Here is a 20,111-nt window from a genome sequence, read left to right as displayed (position 1 = left end):
GCGGAGCTAGGCTCGTCCTCCTCAGGAGGGGCCCATGTTCCACGGCGTTCAAACCATCTTCCGCTCAGGTCTGCTGGCGCTGGCCCTCGGGTTGAGCCTGACCGCCGCCGCCGCGGCCCAGGGCGGCCCGCCCCCTCGCCTTGACCTGACCCTGACGCCCCGGGCCGAGGCCCTGGATGTGCGGATGCGGATGGCCGCCCCGGCCCTGGTGGCCGGCGGGGGCCTGGTGCGCCTGCCCCTCAGTCTGGTGGGCATTCCCAGCGCCCGCTACGATGGGGACGCGCTGCGGGCCGAGGATGATCTCGGGCTCATTCCCTTGCGCCAGGAAGAAGAGCCGCCGACGCCGCAGGGGACCTATCGCCGCTGGCTGGTGGAACGCGCGACCCAGGGCGACGTCATCATCAGCTACGCCGCCCCGCCGCGGGCGGTGAGCGCGGCGACCAATAACGGCCCGCTGTTTGATCTGCGCCAGGAGGCCGGCGGCTTCATCGGCGCCGGGGTCGGCTTCCTGGCCGCGCCCGTGGCGCCGGGCCCCTGGTCGGTGCGCCTGGAATGGGACCTGTCGCAGGCGCCGGCCGAGGCCCGGGGCGCCTGGACCTTCGGTGACGGCGCGGTGGAGACCGTGCTGCCGTCCCAGGCCCTGGCCTTCAGCTATTATGCGGGCGGCCCCCTGGGCGTCTTCCCGGCCGAGGGGGGCGAAGGCTTCCATATGTACTGGCTGACGGAGCCACCCTTCGACCCGGCGGCGCTCGCCGAAAAGACCCAGCGGCTCTACGACCATATGTCGGCCTTCTTTGGCGACGCGCCGGGCACGCCCTACCGGGTCTTCATGCGCGCCAATCCCTATGACGGGGTCGGGGGCACGGCGCTCGGGCGCTCCTTCATGTTCGGCTACAATCGCGCCGACAATCCCACCGTCGACAGCCTGCTTGGCCTCGTCTCCCACGAGGTGGCCCACACCTGGCCGGCCATGGCTGGCGAGCACGGCGAGACGGCCTGGTACAGCGAGGGCATGGCCGAGTTCTACTCCCTCGTCCTGTCCTGGCGGGCCGGCGTGACCCCCCTCGAGCAGGTCGTCGAGACCATGAACAGCCGCGCCGACGCCTATTACGCCAATCCGCATATCGCCCTGACCAACGCCCAGGCCGCCGAGATCTTCTGGACCGACCCGGTGGCCCAGACCGTGCCCTATGGCCGGGGCTGGATGTATCTGCTGCAGACCGACGCCGAGATCCGCCGGGCCACCGCCGGCGCCGCAAGTCTGGACGATATCGTCAAGGCGGTCCGCCAGGCCCAGCTGGCCGGCGAGCCCTATGGCGTTTCCGTCTGGCTTGCGCTGGTGGGCGCCCAGATCGGCGACGAAAAGGCCCAGGCGCAGTTCGACGCCATGGCCGCTGGAACCCGGCTGCTTCCCCCCGCCGACCTCTATACCCCCTGCCTGCAGGTCGTCGCGCGGCAGGTCCGCACCTTCGAGCTGGGCTTTCCCCGGGCGGTGCTGAACGGCGAGCGCATCGTCTCAGGCCTCGTCCCCGGCTCGGCGGCGGCGCAGGCGGGCCTGCGCGAGGGCGACGCCATCACTGATGTCCGCGACCTAAACGTGGCGCGCAAGGACCAGGAGCAGACCATCACCCTGACAGTTGAGCGTGACGGCGCGGCCCTGACCCTCACCTATCTCCCCCGCGGTCAGACCGTGGAGGCCTGGGGCTGGGCTAGGGACGCCGCAGCACCCGAAAGCGCCTGCCGGTTCTGATTCTCAGGCGTTGTAGTTGAGCTTCAACCCGGGCCTTGGCCAGCGCACCCTGTAGAGCCGTCCGGTCGAGGAGGCGGTGATCCAGGCGTCGCGCATGTCGGCGCCCCCAAAGCAGATGTTGGTCACGATCATGTCGGGGATGGGGAAGTGCTCCGTCGTCCCGGACGGATCGAAGGCGGTCACGCCGCCATTGATGATGGTCGCCACGCACACCTTGCCGCCGGCCTCGACCGCCAGGCTGTCCAGCAGCTGATAGCCGGGCAGGTTGGCGATCACCCGACCTGGCGCAAAGCCCGTGGGCGCCTTCAGCTGTCCGGGCTGGTCGATATCGAACGCCCAGAGCCGTCCAAGCTGGGTGTCAGCCAGGTAGACCACATCTTCATCCGGCGAGAGGCCGACCCCGTTGGGCGCGATCAGGTGGTCGCGCAGCCGCGCCACATGACTGCCGTCGGCCTTGGCGTAGTAGAGCGCCCCGAACTTGCGCCCCTCCGGCGTCGAGCAGCCATGGTCGCTGAACCAGAAGCCCCCCTGGCGGTCGAAGACCAGGTCATTGGGCCCGACGAAGGGGCGGCCGTCGCAGGTCTCATAGAGGGTGGTCAGGGCGCCGGTCGCAAGGTCATAGCGCTGGATCATGCCGCCGGTGTGGGTGGGCGGCGTCGAGCCTGGAATGGTCAGACCGTCCTGCTGCGGCCAGGTGAAGGAACCGCCATTATTGGTGATGTAGATCGCCCCGTCCGGCCCGATGGCCGCGCCATTGGGCCCGCCGCCGGTCTCCACCAGGGTCTCGCGCCGACCGTCCGGGGTGATCCTTGACAGGCGCTGGGCCTTGATCTCGGTGAGGATGACCGAGCCGTCGGCCATGGCGATGGGGCCTTCGGGGAATTCCAGGCCTTCGCAGACCAGTTCGATGTCCATGGGGCGTCCTCCTCTTGTCTTGTTGAGGGGGAGTATGGCTGGCGCCGCTGCGTAAGGACCAGGGGGCTTTGAGGCGCCTCAGCGCCGTTCCAGCACCCGCAGGACGAACGGATACTCGTCGTCCTCGCCGGCCGGATGGCGCACCGCGCTGACCTCGGTCCAGGCGCTTTCGTCGAAGGGGGCCAGGACCACGTCCCCGTTCACCTCGGCCTCGACCTCGGTCAGATAGATGCGCTGGGCGCGGGCCAGGGCCAGCTCGAACAGGGAGGCTCCGCCTATCACGCACACCTCCTCGGCGCCCTCGTCGTCGGCCATCTCCCGGCCGATCTGCACCGCCTCCGTGAAGTCTTCACACACCAGGGCGTCCCGGGGGGCGAAAGAGCCGTCGCGACTGAGCACGATGTTGGTGCGGCCGGGCAGGGGCTTTTTCGGCAGGCTGTCCCAGGTCTTGCGGCCCATGATCACCGGCTTGCCCAGGGTCAGGGCGCGGAAGTTGACCAGATCGCTCTTCAGCCGCCAGGGCAGCCCCCCGTCGCGGCCAATGACGCCGTTGCGGGCGCGGGCGATGGGACCGGCGGTGAGAAGGATGCGTGCCATGGGTCTCGGGGTAGCCGACCCATGGCCTTCAGGGAAGCGCCGCTTGGCCGCTCAGACCGCGATGGGCGCGGCGATCTTCTCGTGGGCCTTGTAGCCGCTGACCTTGAAGTCCTCGTAGTCGAAGGAAAACAGGTCGCGCTTGTCGGCGATGGTCAGGGTCGGGAAAGGGTAAGGCTCGCGGGTCAGTTGCTCCCGGGCCTGGTCGAGATGGTTCAGATAGAGGTGGGCGTCGCCGAGCGTATGGACGAACTCGCCGGGCTCCAGGCCCGTCACCTTGGCCACCATCTGGGTCAGCAGGGCGTAGCTGGCGATGTTGAATGGCACGCCCAGGAAGACGTCGGCCGAGCGTTGGTAGAGCTGGCAGGACAGCCTTCCCTCGGCGACGAAGAACTGGAACAGGCAGTGGCAGGGAGGGAGGGCCATGTCGTCCACATCGGCCGGGTTCCAGGCGCTGACGATGTGCCGGCGCGAATGGGGCGTGGTCTTCAGGCTCTCGACCACATTGGCCATCTGGTCGATCACCCGGCCGTCCGGCGCGGTCCAAGAGCGCCACTGCTTGCCATAGACGGGGCCAAGCTCGCCGGCGTCGTCGGCCCATTCGTCCCAGATGCTGACGCCCCGCTCCTGCAGCCAGCCGATATTGGTGTCGCCGCGCAGGAACCACAGAAGTTCCAGGATGATCGACTTGCGGTGCAGCTTCTTGGTGGTCAGGAGCGGAAAGCCCTTCGCCAGGTCGAAGCGCATCTGGCGGCCGAACACGCCCAGGGTGCCGGTGCCGGTGCGGTCGCCCCGCTGGACGCCGCTTTCCAGGATATCGGCCAGCAGGTCGAGATACTGCCGCTCGGGGTGATCGGCGCGGCCGGCCGGCGATGGGGCGTGGGCGTTCACGGGCGAGGCTTTCGCATCAGCTTCAGGGCTCAGAGCTTTTCATGATTCGCCCATGGGTCGGCCGGGTCGGCAAGGCCCCCGACGGCTCTATCCACAGACCGCTCGCCGCACTCAGCCGGAGAACCCGCCCTCATCGAGAAAGGCCTGTTCGCTTGGGCTGGTCCGGCGACCGAGGGCTGCGTTGCGGTGCGGGAACCGACCGAAGCGGACGATGATGTCCCGATGAACCTCCGCCCACTTCAGGGTGTCCTCGTCCCCCTCTTCGGCCCTCAGGGTGGCGCACAGGCGTACGGCCTCGTCCTGGTCGCCCATTTCCTCGGAGTGCTCGAAGGGAAGATAGAAAAAGGGGCGCAGGATCGCGGTGGTCGCCTTGTCGTGACCCGCCGTGATGGCGGCCTTGGCGATGGCTCGGGCCTTGCCGTCGGTGGCGAAGGCGTGACCGGAGCCGCGGAAGATGTTGCGGGGCACCTGGTCGAGGAGGATCAGCAGGGCCAGAGCCCCTTCGGCCGTCTCGGCCCAGGCGTCCATCTCGCCTCGGGCCGCGGCGTGGTGGGCGGCCTCGAAGTCCTTCGCAAGGCTGCGATCGAAGGCCTCGTCCTTGGCGAACCACTTGGGCGGCCCGGCCTCCCGCCAGGTCTTCACCACCTGCTGCGCGGTTACGTCCATGGTGGGTCTCCCTGTGTCGGGCGCACTCTCTGTGCGCAGCCTGATGGGCGCAAGGGTGGCGCATGACGCTGCGCCCCTTGACCTTTGCGCAAAAAAACGGTCGATGGCGCGGCCTTTGTCGCGGCGCCAGTGCACGGCTCCGCGCTCGAATCTTGTTTCAGGAGAACAATCATGCGCGTCTACTATGATCGCGACGCCGACCTCGCCCGCATCCTGGACAAGAAAATCGCGGTGGTAGGCTATGGTTCCCAGGGGCGCGCGCACGCGCTGAACCTGGTGGACTCCGGCGTCAAGAACGTGGTGGTCGCCCTGCGCCCCGGTTCGGCCACCGCCAAGAAGGTCGAGGCTGACGGGCTGAAGGTGATGACGGTGGCCGAGGCCGCCGCCTGGGCCGACGCCATGATGGTTCTGGCCCCCGACGAACTGCAGCGCGAGATCTACAACAACGAGATCGCCCCCAATATCCGGGACGGCGCGGCCCTGCTGTTCGCCCACGGCCTGAACGTGCACTTCAACCTGATCGAGCCCAAGGCCTCCATCGACGTTCTGATGGTCGCGCCCAAGGGCCCCGGCCACACCGTGCGCGGCGAGTACCAGAAGGGCGGCGGCGTGCCCTGCCTGATCGCCATCCACCAGAACCCCACCGGCAACGCCCTCGACTTCGGCCTGGCCTATGCCTCGGCCATCGGCGGCGGCCGTTCAGGCGTGATCGAGACCACCTTCCGCGAAGAGTGCGAGACCGATCTGTTCGGTGAACAGGCCGTGCTCTGCGGCGGCCTGGTGGAGCTGATCCGCGCCGGTTTCGAAACCCTGGTCGAGGCCGGCTACGCGCCGGAAATGGCCTATTTCGAGTGCCTGCACGAGGTGAAGCTGATCGTCGACCTCATCTATGAGGGCGGCATCGCCAATATGAACTACTCGATCTCCAACACCGCGGAGTACGGCGAGTACGTCACGGGACCCCGCATCGTCACGGCCGAGACCAAGGCCGAGATGAAGCGCGTGCTGGAGGACATCCAGTCGGGTCGCTTCGTCCGTGACTTCATGGCTGAGAATCAGGCCGGCCAGCCGAGCTTCAAGGCCACCCGCCGCCGCGGTTCGGAGCATCAGATCGAGGAGGTGGGCCAGCGCCTGCGCGCCATGATGCCCTGGATCACCAAGAACAAGCTGGTCGACCAGGCCCGCAACTAGGCGCGCCAGATTGATTGTCGTTCCAATGATGGAAGGCCCTCCGGTTTCGGAGGGCCTTCTTCGTTTGGGGACAGCGGAGCATGCTGAGGCTGACGCCCCGTTGATGGGAGAACGGCATGACGGCTCGGACCTATGGACGCCAGTCGAGGGAACAGATTCTGGCGGCGGCACAGGCCCTGTTCGCAGAGCGGGGCCTTCATGAGACCTCGATGAGCGACATCGCCAGGGCCGCCGGACTGTCTCGGGCGACGGTTTTCAACCAGTTCGGGTCCAAGGCGCTGATCCTCGATGCGCTCACCGCACGCTCGCTTCGGGCCTATGGTGACCTCCTGGACAGGGCGTTGGCCGCGCAGGCGGCCACCACATCGGAACTCTTGCGCGAACTCTTCCGTCAGATGGCGCTGGGCCTGGAAGCCAACCGCGCCGTGCACCGTGCCGTGTTCGGCGAAATCCGGAAGGTCTCCATGGGACTGGAGGCCGAGGGGGAATCCCCGGCCCTGCGTCGCCTCGCCTTTGATCGCCTAGTAGACCTCATGCGGCGTGGGCAGGGGCTCGGCGAACTCGACCCAAGGCCAGGGGCCGAAACCCTGGCGACGGCCTTTGACAGTCTTCTGGCCGGGGCGGTGACCCAGTGGCTGCACGGGCCTAGCGACGCGGCGCTGGAGCCGATGCTGTCAGACTTGGCCGGCGTCCTCCTCGACGGGATCGCGGTCGCGAAAACAGATTGACCCGACCCCCGCTGAATTTAGACTTGAGTCTAGATTAAGCGGGGGTTGCTCTCATGGTCACGCACAGGTCGATTGCAATCTGGCTGCTTGTGGCCTGTGTCGTTTCAGGGGCGCCTGGTCTCGCGCTTGGGCAGACCTCGCCAGACCCGGACACGCGCGCCCAGAGCTATCCAGCGGACTACTTTTCACCGTTCAATCCTGTCACCGCCGAGGACATGGTCAGGCGGATTCCAGGATTCACCCTGACGGACGGACAGGACCGACGGGGTTTCGCCGCCTCGGCGGGAAACGTTCTGATCAACGGGGATCGTCCAAGTTCAAAGGTCCTTATCTCTGAGCAGCTTTCCCGGATCTCAGCGCGGGATGTGGAGCGTGTCGATGTCATCGCCGGCGGCGGCGCGGCTGATGGGGGTGGTCATGCCCTGATCGTCGATGTGCGGCTTCGGCCTCGCCAGGCGGGAGCCACCAACACCTTCGTCCTGCAAGCCGGCCTTCTGGAACCCGGCTGGACGGTCAATCCGATCGCGATTGCGACCAGCGCCTTTCGCATCGGCCAAGCCGATATAGGCCTCTCCATACAGGCTCAGCCCGCTCGACGTGGCCGGATCGAGTATGAGAAGGTCACCACCGACCCCCGCGGCGCGCCCCGCGAATTCGGCCCCGAATATCTCCAGGGCGCCTATTACGAATACAAGCTGAACGGGCGGGTGACCTGGCGTCCCACGCCCCGCGACACGCTGAATGCGAGCCTGCAGGTGACGCCGACCCGCGAAGGCCGTCACACCTATTCCGAGGTGTTTGCCCCAGGCGGGTCGCGGATCAGAACCGAAGACAGCCTTGTGCGCGGCGACCCTGCCCTGGCGCTTGAGATGGGGGGCGATTGGGAACACCAGCTGACGTCCAGAACCTCTATTAAGCTGCTCGCCCTGGGCGCTCGGCGCGATAAGGGCTCGAATGAGCGCTACGCGACCCTCCCCAGCACGGGCCTTGGCCGCAGCACCTTCATCCGCCGCGAGAGCGAGAGCGGCGAATACATCGGCCGGGTCATTTGGTCGTTCAGTCCCACGCCGGGGCGGAACTTCGAGGCCGGGGCGGAGGCGGCGTTCAATTTCCTGGAGAGCGGGCTCGATATCGACGTCGATGTGGGTCGCGGGCGTCAACCCACCGTGCTCCCGGTCGCCAATACCGAAGTGGAGGAGGTGCGAGGCGAACTCTTCCTGACCGAAACCTCGAACCCAACCGAACGGCTTCGGATCGAGAGGGGGATCGTCATCGAAACCTCGCGCATCACCCAGTCAGGGGACGCAAACCAGGAGCGCAGTTTCACCTTTGTGAAGCCGCGCCTTGTCGCCACCTGGACACCAAGTCCCCGCGAACAGGTCAGGCTGCGTCTTGAGCGTGACGTCGCTCAGCTGGATTTCAACGAGTTTGCCAGCGCGGTCTCCCTTTTCGATGGGACCGTGGACCTCGGCAATCCCAATCTGGAGCCCGAGCGGACCTGGCGCGCCCAACTGGACTGGGAGCGCCGGTTCGGCGCCAAGGCCGTTCTGACTCTCTCGGCATTCTATGAGCATGTGGAGGCCGTACAGGACCAGATTCCGGTGAGGTCGCAGTTTGATGCGCCGGGCAATCTTGGCGACGGCTGGCGTGCTGGGGGACGGATCGACGCCCTGCTTCCCCTGGATTCTGTCGGCCTGACGCGGGGCGAACTCAGACTGCGCGGACTGGCCCGGGAGACCCGCGTCGATGATCCCCTGACCGGCCAGCCGCGGCGGTTCGCCAACGAGACCCACTGGAGCTACTCGATCGACCTCCGCCAGCCCCTCCCAAACCAGAGCCTGGCCTGGGGCGCGCTGTGGGAACGGGCCGAGGAGGTTGACGTATTTCGAGTTCGGGAACAGCGTTCGACGGTCTGGGATCGTGGGAGCCTCGACCTGTATGTGGAGACCACGGCCATTCCAGGCCTCGTTATCCGCCTGACGGCGGCGGATATCCTGTTGCCCGAGGAAGTGCGTGAGCGCCGCTTCTTCCTCCCCGACCGATCGCTGCCCTCCAATCTGTCAGGCATCGAGACCAGGCGGGCGACAGGCGGCTTTGGGACGCGATCCTACACTCTGCGGATTTCGGGACGGTTCTAGCGCACAGAGGCGCCGTCTCCTGCGAGCAAAGATTACCCCAGCAGGACGAACGCCCTCCGTTTCCGGAGGGCGTTTATCTGGTTCGGGAACTCGCCGGTTTCGTCTCAGTGGCGGGCGGGAATGATGACCGGCAGGGTCTCGTAGCCGTGGACGAAGGACGAGAAGGTGCGCTGCGGCTCGGCCAGCACCTTGATCTCCGGGAAGCGCTTGAGGATCTCCTCCCAGATGATGGTCAGCTGCATCTCGGCCACCCGATTGCCGACGCAGCGGTGGATGCCGAAGCCGAAGGACAGGTGCTCGCGGGGGCGCTCCCGGTCGATGATGTAGTCGTTGGGCCGCTCGATGCGGCCCTCATCCCGGTTGCCCGAGATGTACCACATGACCACCCGGTCGCCCTGGCGGATCATCTTGCCGCCCACCTCGATATCCCGGTTGGCCACCCGGGCCATGTGGGCCAGCGGGGTCTGCCAGCGGATGGTCTCCGACACCATGGAGGAGATCAGCTCCGGATTGGCCCGCAGCTTGGCGTACTGGTCGGGGTTCTTGTTCAGCGCATAGACGCTGCCGGAGATGGTGTTGCGGGTGGTGTCATTGCCACCGACGATCAGCAGGATGACATTGCCCTGGAATTCCTGGACCGGCATGTCCCGGGTGGCGGTGTTGTTGGCCATCATGGAGATCAGGTCGATCCCGGGCTCAGGGGCGTCGACCCGCTGGTCCCAGATCTGCTTGAACGTGCCGAAGCAGTCCATCATTTCCCGGGCCTTCTGCTCCCAACTGGTCACAGGGCCATGGCCAGGGGCGTTGGTGACCACGTCAGACCAGTAGGTCAGCTTGCGCCGGTCCTCGAAGGGAAAGTCGAAGAGCGTGGCCAGCGTCATGGCCGTCAGCTCCTTGGACACCAGATCCACCCAGTCGAATTCCTGGCCGATGGGCAGGGAGTCCAGGATTTCGCCGGCCCGCTCGCGCACGATGGGGGACATCTTGGCGATGTTGCCCGGCGCCACCGTCGGGCTGACCGCCTTGCGCTGCCGGCCGTGGTCAGGCTCGTCCATGGTGATGAATCCGGCGCCGGCGCGGCGGGGCCGGTCTTCGCCGAGCGCCTTGCGCTGCGCTTCGAGCGCTTCAAGGTTGGGCAGGGTGATGCCCTCGGCCGAGGAGAAGGCCTCGTGGTTGGTGTCGACGGCCAGGATGTCGTCCCACCGGGTCACTGACCAGTAGCGGCCAAACTCGCTGTCCTCGGTCAGGTGGACCGGGTCCTCCCGGCGCAGGCGTTCAAACACCGGCCAGATGGTGTCGTCCTGGAAGCGCGCCGCCCGACCGGGGTTGAGCTGGCTGAGCGGGGTCGCCGCGACGGCTTCGACGGAGTCGTCCTGGGGGCTCACTCTGATGTTCATCGCATCCTCCCTGGGCGTTGACCGCCCTAGTCCGGCGCTTCGACCGTGCAGGTCCGCGCCTTGTCGGGTTCATTCCGACCTTCCGAACAGCATTCGGCAAGCGAAGAATGCGGGCCTGACCGGGGGGGAGGGGCGGGGTCTTAGTCGGCGGCGGTCTCGACGGCGACGTAGCGGGCGACCAGCACCTCTGTGGCGTCGAAGCGGCTCTTCGCCTTGGCCAGCTCCAGGTGAACATGGTCGGTCATGCCGCCGGGATACTTGTCCTGCAGGCCGCGAGCCGTTCCGATGGGGGCGCCCAGGCGGACGGCCTGACCCTCCCTGACCCCAGGCTTGATGTAGAAGACCCGCGCCTCGTAGCCGAGGGCAGGATTGGTGATCTCCACGAACTGCAGGCTCGTATCGCTGGAATAGGCGTGGCCGATCTTGGTCACATAGCCGGAGATCGGCGCGACCACGACCTGTCCGGCGGTGGCGGCGTAATCGACGCCCTCATGGGCGCGCACCCCGCCGTCCCGCGACGCGCCATAGGCCCCGGAGCCATAGGCGTCATGGGTGCGCGGCGCCTGCCCGGTCGGATTGACGAAGTCGGGCTGACCGTCCCCGTCGATGTCCTGCCCCTCCCATTGCAGTTCGCGGACCACGGGGGTGGGCAGGGTGGCCGGCGCGTTCAACATGGGCCCGACAGACACCTGTGAAAGCCGCGCTGCCAGGCCGATGCTGGCGTCGGCGACGGCGCTGGTGGCCATGGTCGCGGCCATGGTCGCGGCGGTGAGGGCGAACAGGCGGGGGGCGAGGAAACGCGCGTCCATCCGGGGCGCGATCAGGTCAGACAAACTCAAAACGCAGGATCTCTTCGATACGGGCCGGGAACTTTCGGCGGGTTTCGGCAGTTTTCAGGTCAGAGCCGGGGTTGCATGGCGCCGTCCCGTGGGCCGGCGTATCCGGCCGCCTGTGACCCTATAGGTCCAAAATGGGGCGCCCATGCGGCGCATTGTCCCGCAGAATCAACAGTTTCCAGCCAAGCTTCTCAGAGCCACGGAAGATCCGCCTCGCCGCGCAGGATCGCTTCGGCCTCAGGCGTGTGCTTTTCCGCGCCCTGCCGCGGATGCAAAACCAGCGGCGGCAGGAGCCGCAGGGGCGCCTTGCCGGTCTTGATCGCGCGCACCAAAATCCGCTTGGCTGGCGCATCGGCGAAGGGGTGGATCCCCCGCACCTGGAAAGAGCCGGCGCCGGTCCCAAGGCTGCTCAAAAGGTCGGCCAGCCGGTCGGCGCGATGAATCACCGTCAGGCTACCCCCCTCCCGGATCGCTTTCAGCAGAAACCCCGCCCAGGCGGCCAGGCCGCCGTCCGCCATCCAGGCGCCCGTCTTCTCAGGGGCAGGGGCGCGCAGGGCGGCTGGATCGTCGAAGAAGGGCGGATTGGCCAGGGCCGCGTCAAAAGGCTGCAGGCCCAGCGCCCGGAAACCCGCCTCTACGTCGCCGCTTTGGACCGTGACCCGGGCCGCAAGCCCGTTCAGCCCGACATTGGCGAGCGCCAGGGCCAGGGCCTCTGAGTCCCGCTCTACCCCTGTGAACAAGGCCCCTGGCCGCCGCGTCGCTGCGACCAGCAACGCGCCGCCCGCCCCGCAGCCCGCCTCGATGACCCTGTCGCCAGGACCTGAGTCGCAGGCCGCCGCCAGCAGGGCCGCATCCAGACCGGCCCGGTAGCCCCGCGCCGGCTGGCGCAGGACGACGCGGCCCCCCAGGAGGCGGTTCTCCGTCGGCGGCTCGACCGGGGCGTGTGACGGCTCGGACATCAGCGGCTCCAGAAGCGCGGGCGCGCCTTGACCGCCCCCTATCGCGTGACCATTGTCCGGACGCAACGGCGGCCCCGCAAACGGCCGCCCTATCTGGAGTATTTCGTCGTGGACGCCGCCGCCGCAGACACCAGGGCCAAGCCGGTCAGCCTCGACCACCTGCTTAAGCTCGCCCGCCCGGACATGGCCGGTGTCGACAGCCTGATCCGTGACCGGATGCAGAGCCCGGTTTCTGTGATTCCGGCCCTGGCGGAGCATCTGATCGGCGGATCGGCCAAGCGCCTGCGCCCCCTGCTCACCGTGGCCGCCGCCCGTCTGGCTGGCGCCCAGGATGACTCCTGCCGAAAACTCGCTGCGGCGGTGGAGTTCATCCACACCGCGACTCTCCTGCATGACGATGTGGTGGATTCCTCTGAGCTGCGCCGGGGCAAGGTGGCCGCCCACCTGATCTGGGGCGCGCCCTCGAGCGTACTGGTCGGCGACTTCCTGTTCGCCCGGGCCTTTGAGCTGATGGTGGAGACCGGCTCCATGTCGGCCCTGGAGATTCTCGCCCGGGCCAGTCGGGTGATCGCCGAGGGGGAGGTTCTGCAGCTGACCCGCGCCCACGACCTCGATCTGGACGAAGCGGTCTATCTGGAGATCATCAAGGCCAAGACTGCCGAGCTGTTCGCCGCCGCCGCCGAAGCCGGCGGGGTGTGCGCCGGGGCCAGCCCCGAGCAATGTCGCGGCCTGCGCCGGTTCGGCCAGGACCTGGGCCTGGCCTTCCAGCTGGTGGACGACTCCCTCGACTATTCCGGGGCGAGCGAGACCCTGGGCAAGAATCCGGGTGATGATTTCCGCGAGGGCAAGGCGACGCTGCCGCTGATCCTGGCTATCAAGCACACCGGCGCCCAGGAGCGGGACTTCTGGATGCGGACGGTGGACGCCCGCGAGCAGACCGAGGCCGACTTTGAGCGCGCCCGCCAGCTGGTGCGCGACAGCGGCGCCCTGGACGCCACGCTCACGGCCGCTGCGGGCTACGCCACCAGCGCCAAGGCCGCGCTGGCCGTCTTCCCGGCCGGTGACTGGCGCGCGGCTCTGGAAGACCTGGCCGACTTCGCCGTCGCCCGCCTGGCCTAGTACGCCTCTGGCCGAAAACGTCTCTGGCCTATTTTCCGGCCTCTGCGGCGCCGGCCATGTCCAGCAGGTTCAGGCGGATGCCGCCGGGCAACTCCATGTCGCCAGGGCGGAAGCCTTCGGGGCATGCGCCCTGCCAGACCGCCTCGATGTTCACAGTGCGGGTTCCGTTCATCTGCGGCGCGGCAGCCCCGACCGTCGAGCTTTCTCCGGTGATCACATAGCGGGTGTTGAAGTCGCCTGTGGCCGCGCCGGAGGTCGTCGTCTTGCCGCCCGAACCCATGTCGCAGACCGAAGAGAACTGCCAGCCGCCGTCCGCTCGCCGGCTCACCAGGTTTTTCTCGCAGGTCTCGTTGGTGCCCTGCTGACCCCACCAGCTCAGCCGTTCTTCCAAGGCGTCATCGATGCAGATGCGGCTCACCTGGACCATGCCCTCCGACGAGATGCGCTGCTCCCACAGGCCCGCCCGCCGGCGGGGGGCGGCCGGGGCGGCCGGCTGACCCGCAATGGGCGCCTCGGCGCCGGCGGTGGCCGCCGGCGCGGGGTCACCGCCCTCGGTCTCGTTGCTGCGGTTGCAGCCAGCCACGACCAGGAGGCAAAGGCCCATCGCCGTGCTCATCGCAATCCCGCGCATCTTTTCCATCTCCGGCTCATGGCCCTGGCCCAGGACGCCGGGCCGCGTCATCATCATCCAACAGGCTTAGCTGGGATCGAAACCCCCGTTAAGTCCGTTGCGGAGGCATGATGAGCGAACTTCGAAACAACAGCGCCGCGTCCCGCTATGAGATGGACGAACAGGGCCAGACCTCCTGGGCCGACTACCGGCTCCAGGGCGAGCGCCTTTACATTGATCATGTGGAAAGCCCGCCGATCCTGCGGGGCACGGGCGCGGCCGGCCGGCTGATGCAGGCCCTGGCCCAGGACGCCAAGGACCGTGGACTGAAAATCACGCCGATCTGCGGCTATGCGGCGACCTGGCTGCGGCGCAGCCCGGACTACAGGGATCTGGTGGCATGAGCGGAGATCGGAAAGACGAGCCGCGCGAGCCGCCCCGGGAGCCCGGTTCCGACAGCGACCAACGCCGCCGGGACATAGAGACCAACCCGGCCTTCAGCCCGGTGGGCCCGCAGGGTGGGGCGGCGATCGCCCCCCTGCGCAAGAGGAAGCCGGACGGGGACTGAGCGCCCCCGTCCTCGCGCGGCGTCAGTTACGCGCCATGATGGCTTCCAGGGCCTGGGCCTTGACCTCGGCGTCCTCGGTCAGGCGCCGGGCGATCTCGCGGATGCCGGGGGGATAGAGCTCCCCGCCGCCGGCGATCTCGGCGCTCAGCCGCTCGACCTCGTTCAACGCCGCCTCAAGGGCGCGCACATGTTCGCCCACCAGGCTTCGGGCTTCTGATTGCAGCCGGCGCACGCGCTCGGCCACGGCGGTTTCAGGTTTCGTACGGTCCAGAGCGACGACCTTGCCGTCGGCGCCTGCTACGCTGAGAGACGGTGACATGGATCACCCCATTCTAATGTTGGCGGAGCTGCGGCGGGTCCGAAGGAAACCTCGCCATGACCAGCCCCTGATCAGTCACATCTACGATTGGCGAAGCCGGAAGTTCCGTCCCCGCCGTCGCAGGATCGTCATGTGGGGCATTTCGGCCACGGTTCGAGGGGCGTGGGCGACGACTTAACTTGCAAGCGCCATGAGGTTCGCTGAAACCCGGTCGGGCGATTGGCCCGCGGCAGACCTACAGCCGCCCCTTCCGGAACCGCTCCTGCGCCTCGGCTCTCGCCTCGGCCTTGACCCGCTTGACCGCTGAGCGATCCACCGTCTCACCTTCGCCAGTCAGGACCTCGTTGGCGAATTCCAGGTCCATGAGCTTCAGGCGCTTGATCTCGTCACGCAGGCGCGCGGCGGTCTCGAACTCCAGGTCGGCGGCGGCCTGGCGCATCTTGCCTTCCAGGTCGCGCAGGGTGGCCTTGAAGTTGTCGCCCATGAAGGGCTTGGCCTCTTCGGCCAGCTCGGTGCGGACCAGGGGACGGTCCTTCTCATAGGTGCTGGCGAGGATTTCCTTGATCTGACTCTTCACGCTCTCGGGCGTGATGCCATGGGCGATATTGTACTCTTCCTGCCGCTCGCGCCGGCGCTGGGTCTCGGCCATGGCGCGCTCCATGGAGCCGGTGATGCGGTCGGCATAGAGGATGACCCGGCCGTCGATGTTCCGCGCCGCCCGGCCAATGGTCTGGATCAGGGAGGTCTCCGAGCGCAGGAAGCCTTCCTTGTCGGCGTCCAGGATGGCCACCAGGCCCACCTCGGGAATGTCCAGGCCTTCGCGCAGCAGGTTGATCCCGACCAGCACGTCGAAGACGCCCAGGCGCAGATCGCGGATGATCTCGATGCGCTCGATGGTGTCGATGTCGGAGTGCATGTAGCGGACCTTCAGGCCCTGCTCGTGCATGTACTCCGTCAGGTCCTCGGCCATCTTCTTGGTCAGGACGGTGATCAGGCCGCGATAGCCCTGGGCGATGGTCTGGCGCACCTCGTCGATGACGTCGTCGACCTGGGAGAAGCCGTCCTTGGAGACCGGACGGACTTCCACCGGCGGATCGATCAGGCCGGTGGGGCGGATGACCTGCTCGACGAAGACCCCGCCGGTCCGCTCCATCTCCCATGTGCCCGGGGTGGCCGACACATGGACGGTGTCGGGCCGCATGGCGTCCCACTCCTCGAACTTGAGCGGGCGGTTGTCGAGGCAGGAGGGCAGGCGGAAGCCATACTCGGCCAGGGTGAACTTGCGGCGATAGTCCCCCCGATACATGCCGCCGATCTGCGGCACGGCCTGGTGGCTCTCGTCGACGAACAGCAGGGCGTTCTCGGGAATGTATTCAAAGAAGGTCGGCGGCGGCTCGCCGGGCCTGCGGCCCGACAGATAGCGGCTGTAGTTCTCGATCCCGGCGCAGGAGCCGGTGGCCTGGATCATCTCGATATCGAAGGTGGTGCGCTGCTCCAGCCGCTGGGCCTCCAGCAGCTTGCCATTGGCCACCATCCATTCCAGCCGCTCCTTGAGCTCGGCCTTGATCTGCACGACGGCCTGATTGAGCGTCGGCCGGGGCGTCACATGGTGGCTGTTGGCGTAGATCTTGACCCCGTCCAGGTCGGCGGTCTTCTTGCCGGTCAGGGGATCGAACTCGACGATGGTCTCCACCTCGTCGCCGAACAGGCTGACCCGCCAGGCGCGATCCTCATAGTGGGCCGGGAAGATCTCGATGGTGTCGCCCCGGCGGCGGAAGGTCCCGCGCTCGAAGGCCTGATCGTTGCGCTTGTACTGCAGGGCCACCAGGTCAGCCATCAGCTGCTTCTCGTCGATCCGCTCACCCGGCGCGAGGGTGAAGGTCATGGCCGTGTAGGTCTCCACCGAGCCGATGCCGTAGATGCAGGAGACCGAGGCCACGACGATGACGTCGTCCCGCTCCAGGATCGCCCGGGTGGCCGAGTGCCGCATCCGGTCGATCTGCTCGTTGATGGAGGAGTCCTTCTCGATGTAGGTGTCCGTCCGGGGGACGTAGGCCTCCGGCTGGTAATAGTCGTAGTAGGACACGAAGAACTCGACGGCGTTCTCCGGGAAGAAGGCCTTGAACTCGGAATAGAGCTGGGCGGCCAGCGTCTTGTTGGGCGCCAGGATCAGGGCCGGACGCTGGGTCTCGGCGATGACCTGGGCCATCGTATAGGTCTTGCCCGAGCCGGTGACGCCCAGCAGCACCTGGTCGTGCTCGCGCCCCTCCAGGCCCGCGACAAGCTCCTTGATCGCCTGCGGCTGGTCGCCGGCCGGCTGATAATCCGAGACCAGCTTGAAGCGCTTGCCGCCCTCCGACTTGGCCGGCCGGGCCGGGCGGTGGGGCTTCCACAGCATCGGCAGGGCGGCGTCGTCATAGTCGAAGCTCGCCGACATGTCGGCGACGCCCGACCCTTGAGGAAGGGGGGCGGGGGGAGGGGAGGCGGTCTTGGAACGCGGCATGGGCAAGAAGGTAGGCGTGCGGGGCGTCGGGCGCCAGCGGCCCTGCTGACATCGTGGCGTCAGCAGGCGCGTCGTCAACGGGCTTTAGAATAGCCCCCCGGTGCTGGCGATGACCGCATAGGCCGCCGCCAGCACGCCGAGGGACAGGATCAGGTGGCGCATGGTCGCTCTCCAGCCGACAAGTCGACCGGAGATAGGCCTGCTTAAGACGTCCGGCATGATCCAGACGGACTAAGGCCGGGTCAGCTGTCCGACCCCGGGGGCGGAGAGGGGCCCCTAGTTGTCGACGGACTTGCTAACCGCCGTGCCGACCGCGGCCCCCGCCGCAGCGCCGATCGGGCCGCCGACAACGGCCCCGGCTACGGCCCCGGTCGCCGCCCGCTGTTCCACATTGTGGCCACAGGCGGCGAGTAGAAGCGCGCCCGAAACCGCAATAACGCCAAGGACCTTAGGCATGTCGAATTCTCCGAGAGTTGTTCCCCTCAAACGGCCGGCAACGGCCAAGGTTCCGGCCCCCACCGAACGGCGCGCCAAGGTGGAGCTACGGTGCGGCGCAATATCACCTTGCGAATCCATCACGCAGCCGTCATAAGGCGAGCCACTTTGTCGTAGACCCGTCCCGTAAACAGTGCGGACGGGCTTCGTCTTCGAGATTTCTCCCGCAGTGAGGCGGGGTTTCTTTGAGCGATGATGTCGGGGGGCCTTGCCCTCGCCGCACAGGACAGGACGTTTTGCAAAATGATAAACGGGTGCGCGCCGATTGGCGTGCCCTGACCGTTGCCGCCGTTCTCGGCTCGACGGTCGGACTGGCGCTTGGCGGCGCCTATATGGCTGGCGGCATGGCCGGCGCTGCATCAGACCACGCTCGCGCCGCCCGACTGGCGGCCGGTGCGGCGGATGGCTACTCGGAGCAGGCGCTCCAGGACGCCGCCGCGCGCATGGACCCTGGAGTCCTGCGCATCGCGCGTCGCCATGATCCCTTCACCGTCGCCGGCGCCGCCGAACGCGACCGGCAGAGCGCCATTCTCGTCGCCCGGCTGGAGCGTGGGGTCGGATCGGACCACCAGCCGCCGCTGCTGCGGGCCAGCCTCAATCCAACACCGATCCCCGCGGCGCCGTTCCGCCTCGGGGGCGCGCTTGAGGCCTCCCGTGACATGGAATGCCTGACCCAGGCGGTCTATTACGAGGCCCGCGGGGAAACCCCGGCCGGCCAGGCGGCCGTCGCACAGGTGGTGCTCAACCGGGCCCGGCATCCAGCCTTCCCCAAGACCGTCTGCGGCGTCGTCTTCCAGGGCGCCAACAGCCGGGTCTGCCAGTTCAGCTTCGCCTGCAACGGCGCGATGCGGGCCCGGGTCGAACCCGCCGCATGGCGCCGCGCCGAGCGGGTGGCGCACAAGGCCCTGTCCGGCGAGGTCATGGCCGAGGTCGGCCGGGCGACGCACTTCCACACCACCGCCGTGGCGCCCTCCTGGGGCCCACGCCTGACCCGGGTCACCCAGGTCGGCGTCCATATCTTCTATCGCTTCGGCCGCGATCCCGCCCCCAGCCGTATGCTGGCCAGCGCCCATGAGATCACCCCCGAACAGACCGACGCGCCGGTCTATGCGCGGGTTGGCGAGACGCCGGACGTGCGCGCCAGGACGGAGGCCGAGAGCGATATTCGCCTCACCTCTGCGACCCTGATCCCCCCCCAGGTCATGGGTATGGGCGGGCCCGCCCTTCCGCCCAAGGAGCCGGCTTCGGCGCCGACTGGGCCCAAGGCGACAGAGCGCGCTGATGGAGAAATCCTGAAAACCGGGGCGCCGAAGGCGGCTGCGGTGAAGCCGGGTTCGACGACGGGCAAGACTGCGGTCCAGGATGACAAGTCAGCCGAGGCCAAGGCCGCGACAGGCGAGCGCGCCAAGGAGACCTGAGCCGACGCCCTCGGCTCAGCTTCTGCTGCGGGCCGCCCGCCGCAGGGCCTGTGGGGTCTGTCCATAGGCCCGCAGAACCGCCCTGCGCATCCGTTCGGCCTCGCCGAAACCTGCCGCTCGGGCGGCCTGTTCGATGCTGGCGCCGGCCTCCAGCCGATCCCGGGCGTTCTCGACGCGCAGGTGTTCGACGGCCTTGGCGGGGGTCATCCCCACCTCGCGCACGAAGGCGCGGGCGAAGTTGCGGGGGCTCATGGCGCAGGCCTGGGCCAGGTCCTCGACGCTCAGCCGGGTCTCCAGCCTCTGGCGGGCCCAGTTCAGCAGGTCAGCGAACCGGCCGCTGGCGCCGCCCACCTCCACCAGGCCTGAAAACTGTGACTGGCCGCCGGCCCGCTGGCGGGGCGCGACCAGTTGCTGGGCCGTGGCCCGGGCGACCGCCTCACCCAGATCCTCGGTGATCAGCGCCAGGGACAGGTCGATGCCCGCCGTGATCCCCGCCGAGGTCCAGATGTCCCCGTCCCGGACATAGATGCGGTCAGGCTCCAGCAGGGTCTTGGGGAAACGGCGGCGAAAGTCGGCGGTGCGATTCCAGTGTGTCGTCGCCTGACGGCCGTCCAGCAACCCCGCCTCGGCCAGGATGAAGGCCCCCGAACAGATGCTGACGATCCGGCGGGACCGACGCGCCGCTGCGCCGACCATTTCGACCACTGCGGGATCCAGCCGTTCCGGGCGCGTCCCGTCGCCCCCGGACACGACCAGGGTGTCGATGGACGCCTCCCCCAGGGCTTCGGTTCTCAGCGCCGCGCCGGACGAGCTGACCACCCAGCCGGGCTCCAGCGCTACGACCCGCAGAGCGTAGGCGCCGGGGACAAAGCGTCCTGCGATCTCGAAGGCGGCGACGGGTCCCGCGGCGTCGAGGATCTGGAAGTCCGGAAACACCACGACGGCGATCGGGCGGCAGATCATGGCAGAATCCGTGGGAAGAATGTCATTTCAGCCAGAACCAGATGGGGCGAT

General features: G+C 67.8%; 19 protein-coding genes. 7 read left to right on the top strand and 12 right to left on the bottom strand.

The genetic code is table 11. The features are described from left to right. Positions 1-34 precede the first annotated feature (34 nt). Entirely contained in the window at positions 35-1,750 is a 1,716-nt protein-coding gene (locus Q8K84_RS02190) for a hypothetical protein (RefSeq protein WP_305280201.1), read from the top strand. Positions 1,751-1,753: 3 nt separating this feature from the next. Here Q8K84_RS02190 and Q8K84_RS02185 read toward each other — a convergent pair whose 3' ends face one another. From Q8K84_RS02185 to Q8K84_RS02170, 4 genes are all read right to left on the bottom strand, one after another. Continuing rightward, entirely contained in the window at positions 1,754-2,665 is a 912-nt protein-coding gene (locus tag Q8K84_RS02185) for an SMP-30/gluconolactonase/LRE family protein (protein ID WP_305280196.1), read from the bottom strand. Positions 2,666-2,743: 78 nt separating this feature from the next. Next, entirely contained in the window at positions 2,744-3,262 is a 519-nt protein-coding gene (locus Q8K84_RS02180) for a dihydrofolate reductase (protein WP_305280194.1), read from the bottom strand. Between the two features lie 51 nt (positions 3,263-3,313). Beyond that, a complete protein-coding gene (locus tag Q8K84_RS02175; RefSeq protein ID WP_305280192.1) occupies positions 3,314-4,150 on the bottom strand; it encodes a thymidylate synthase in 837 nt (278 codons plus the stop codon). Positions 4,151-4,261: 111 nt separating this feature from the next. Beyond that, a complete protein-coding gene (locus Q8K84_RS02170) occupies positions 4,262-4,816 on the bottom strand; it encodes a DUF924 family protein (protein ID WP_305280189.1) in 555 nt (184 codons plus the stop codon). A 171-nt stretch (positions 4,817-4,987) separates the two neighbouring features. Here Q8K84_RS02170 and ilvC point away from each other — a divergent pair, with 171 nt between their 5' ends. The 3 genes from ilvC (at position 4,988) to Q8K84_RS02155 (ending at position 8,873) form a co-directional block, all read left to right on the top strand. After that, a complete protein-coding gene (ilvC, locus tag Q8K84_RS02165) occupies positions 4,988-6,007 on the top strand; it encodes a ketol-acid reductoisomerase (protein ID WP_304755030.1) in 1,020 nt (339 codons plus the stop codon). Between the two features lie 116 nt (positions 6,008-6,123). Next, on the top strand, positions 6,124-6,735 hold the full coding sequence (locus Q8K84_RS02160; protein ID WP_305280184.1) for a TetR/AcrR family transcriptional regulator: 612 nt from the start codon (positions 6,124-6,126) through the stop codon (positions 6,733-6,735). Between the two features lie 53 nt (positions 6,736-6,788). Then, complete coding sequence (locus tag Q8K84_RS02155) at positions 6,789-8,873, top strand: TonB-dependent receptor domain-containing protein (protein WP_305280181.1); 2,085 nt, start codon at positions 6,789-6,791, stop codon at positions 8,871-8,873. Positions 8,874-8,977: 104 nt separating this feature from the next. On the opposite strand, the gene Q8K84_RS02150 is transcribed toward Q8K84_RS02155, so the two are convergent. The 3 genes from Q8K84_RS02150 to Q8K84_RS02140 form a co-directional block, all read right to left on the bottom strand. Beyond that, complete coding sequence (locus tag Q8K84_RS02150; RefSeq protein ID WP_305280179.1) at positions 8,978-10,270, bottom strand: cytochrome P450; 1,293 nt, start codon at positions 10,268-10,270, stop codon at positions 8,978-8,980. A gap of 140 nt (positions 10,271-10,410) precedes the next feature. Then, complete coding sequence (locus Q8K84_RS02145; RefSeq protein ID WP_305280176.1) at positions 10,411-11,109, bottom strand: M23 family metallopeptidase; 699 nt, start codon at positions 11,107-11,109, stop codon at positions 10,411-10,413. Positions 11,110-11,297: 188 nt separating this feature from the next. Then, positions 11,298-12,065 (bottom strand): tRNA1(Val) (adenine(37)-N6)-methyltransferase, encoded by a 768-nt coding sequence (locus tag Q8K84_RS02140; RefSeq protein ID WP_305280172.1) that lies wholly within the window; start codon positions 12,063-12,065, stop codon positions 11,298-11,300. 108 nt (positions 12,066-12,173) lie between these two features. On the opposite strand from Q8K84_RS02140, the gene Q8K84_RS02135 reads away from it, so the two are divergent. Continuing rightward, complete coding sequence (locus Q8K84_RS02135) at positions 12,174-13,184, top strand: polyprenyl synthetase family protein (protein WP_305280448.1); 1,011 nt, start codon at positions 12,174-12,176, stop codon at positions 13,182-13,184. 28 nt (positions 13,185-13,212) lie between these two features. Here Q8K84_RS02135 and Q8K84_RS02130 read toward each other — a convergent pair whose 3' ends face one another. Further along, complete coding sequence (locus Q8K84_RS02130; RefSeq protein ID WP_305280169.1) at positions 13,213-13,866, bottom strand: DUF3617 family protein; 654 nt, start codon at positions 13,864-13,866, stop codon at positions 13,213-13,215. Positions 13,867-13,925: 59 nt separating this feature from the next. Here Q8K84_RS02130 and Q8K84_RS02125 point away from each other — a divergent pair, with 59 nt between their 5' ends. Further along, entirely contained in the window at positions 13,926-14,198 is a 273-nt protein-coding gene (locus tag Q8K84_RS02125; protein ID WP_305280166.1) for a GNAT family N-acetyltransferase, read from the top strand. A gap of 186 nt (positions 14,199-14,384) precedes the next feature. Here Q8K84_RS02125 and Q8K84_RS02120 read toward each other — a convergent pair whose 3' ends face one another. The 3 genes from Q8K84_RS02120 to Q8K84_RS02110 form a co-directional block, all read right to left on the bottom strand. Continuing rightward, positions 14,385-14,681, bottom strand: a complete 297-nt coding sequence (locus Q8K84_RS02120; protein ID WP_305280164.1) for a hypothetical protein — start codon at positions 14,679-14,681, stop codon at positions 14,385-14,387. A 235-nt stretch (positions 14,682-14,916) separates the two neighbouring features. Further along, positions 14,917-17,184, bottom strand: a complete 2,268-nt coding sequence (gene uvrB, locus Q8K84_RS02115; protein ID WP_305280161.1) for an excinuclease ABC subunit UvrB — start codon at positions 17,182-17,184, stop codon at positions 14,917-14,919. Between the two features lie 276 nt (positions 17,185-17,460). Then, entirely contained in the window at positions 17,461-17,640 is a 180-nt protein-coding gene (locus Q8K84_RS02110) for a hypothetical protein (RefSeq protein ID WP_305280159.1), read from the bottom strand. Positions 17,641-17,933: 293 nt separating this feature from the next. Between Q8K84_RS02110 and Q8K84_RS02105 the strand changes: the two genes are divergently transcribed. After that, positions 17,934-19,097 carry a cell wall hydrolase gene (locus Q8K84_RS02105; protein WP_305280156.1) on the top strand — a complete coding sequence of 388 codons (1,164 nt, stop codon included), beginning with the start codon at positions 17,934-17,936 and terminating at the stop codon, positions 19,095-19,097. Between the two features lie 15 nt (positions 19,098-19,112). Here the strand turns inward: Q8K84_RS02105 and Q8K84_RS02100 are convergent, their stop codons facing one another. Then, entirely contained in the window at positions 19,113-20,060 is a 948-nt protein-coding gene (locus Q8K84_RS02100) for a GlxA family transcriptional regulator (RefSeq protein ID WP_305280153.1), read from the bottom strand. Between the last annotated feature and the right edge of the window lie 51 nt (positions 20,061-20,111).

It is taken from the genome of Phenylobacterium sp. (assembly GCF_030679875.1).
In the GTDB taxonomy this organism is placed as follows: Bacteria; Pseudomonadota; Alphaproteobacteria; order Caulobacterales; family Caulobacteraceae; genus Phenylobacterium.
Note: the sequence above shows the minus strand (reverse complement) of the source record. Positions and strands in the feature narration are given on the sequence as shown.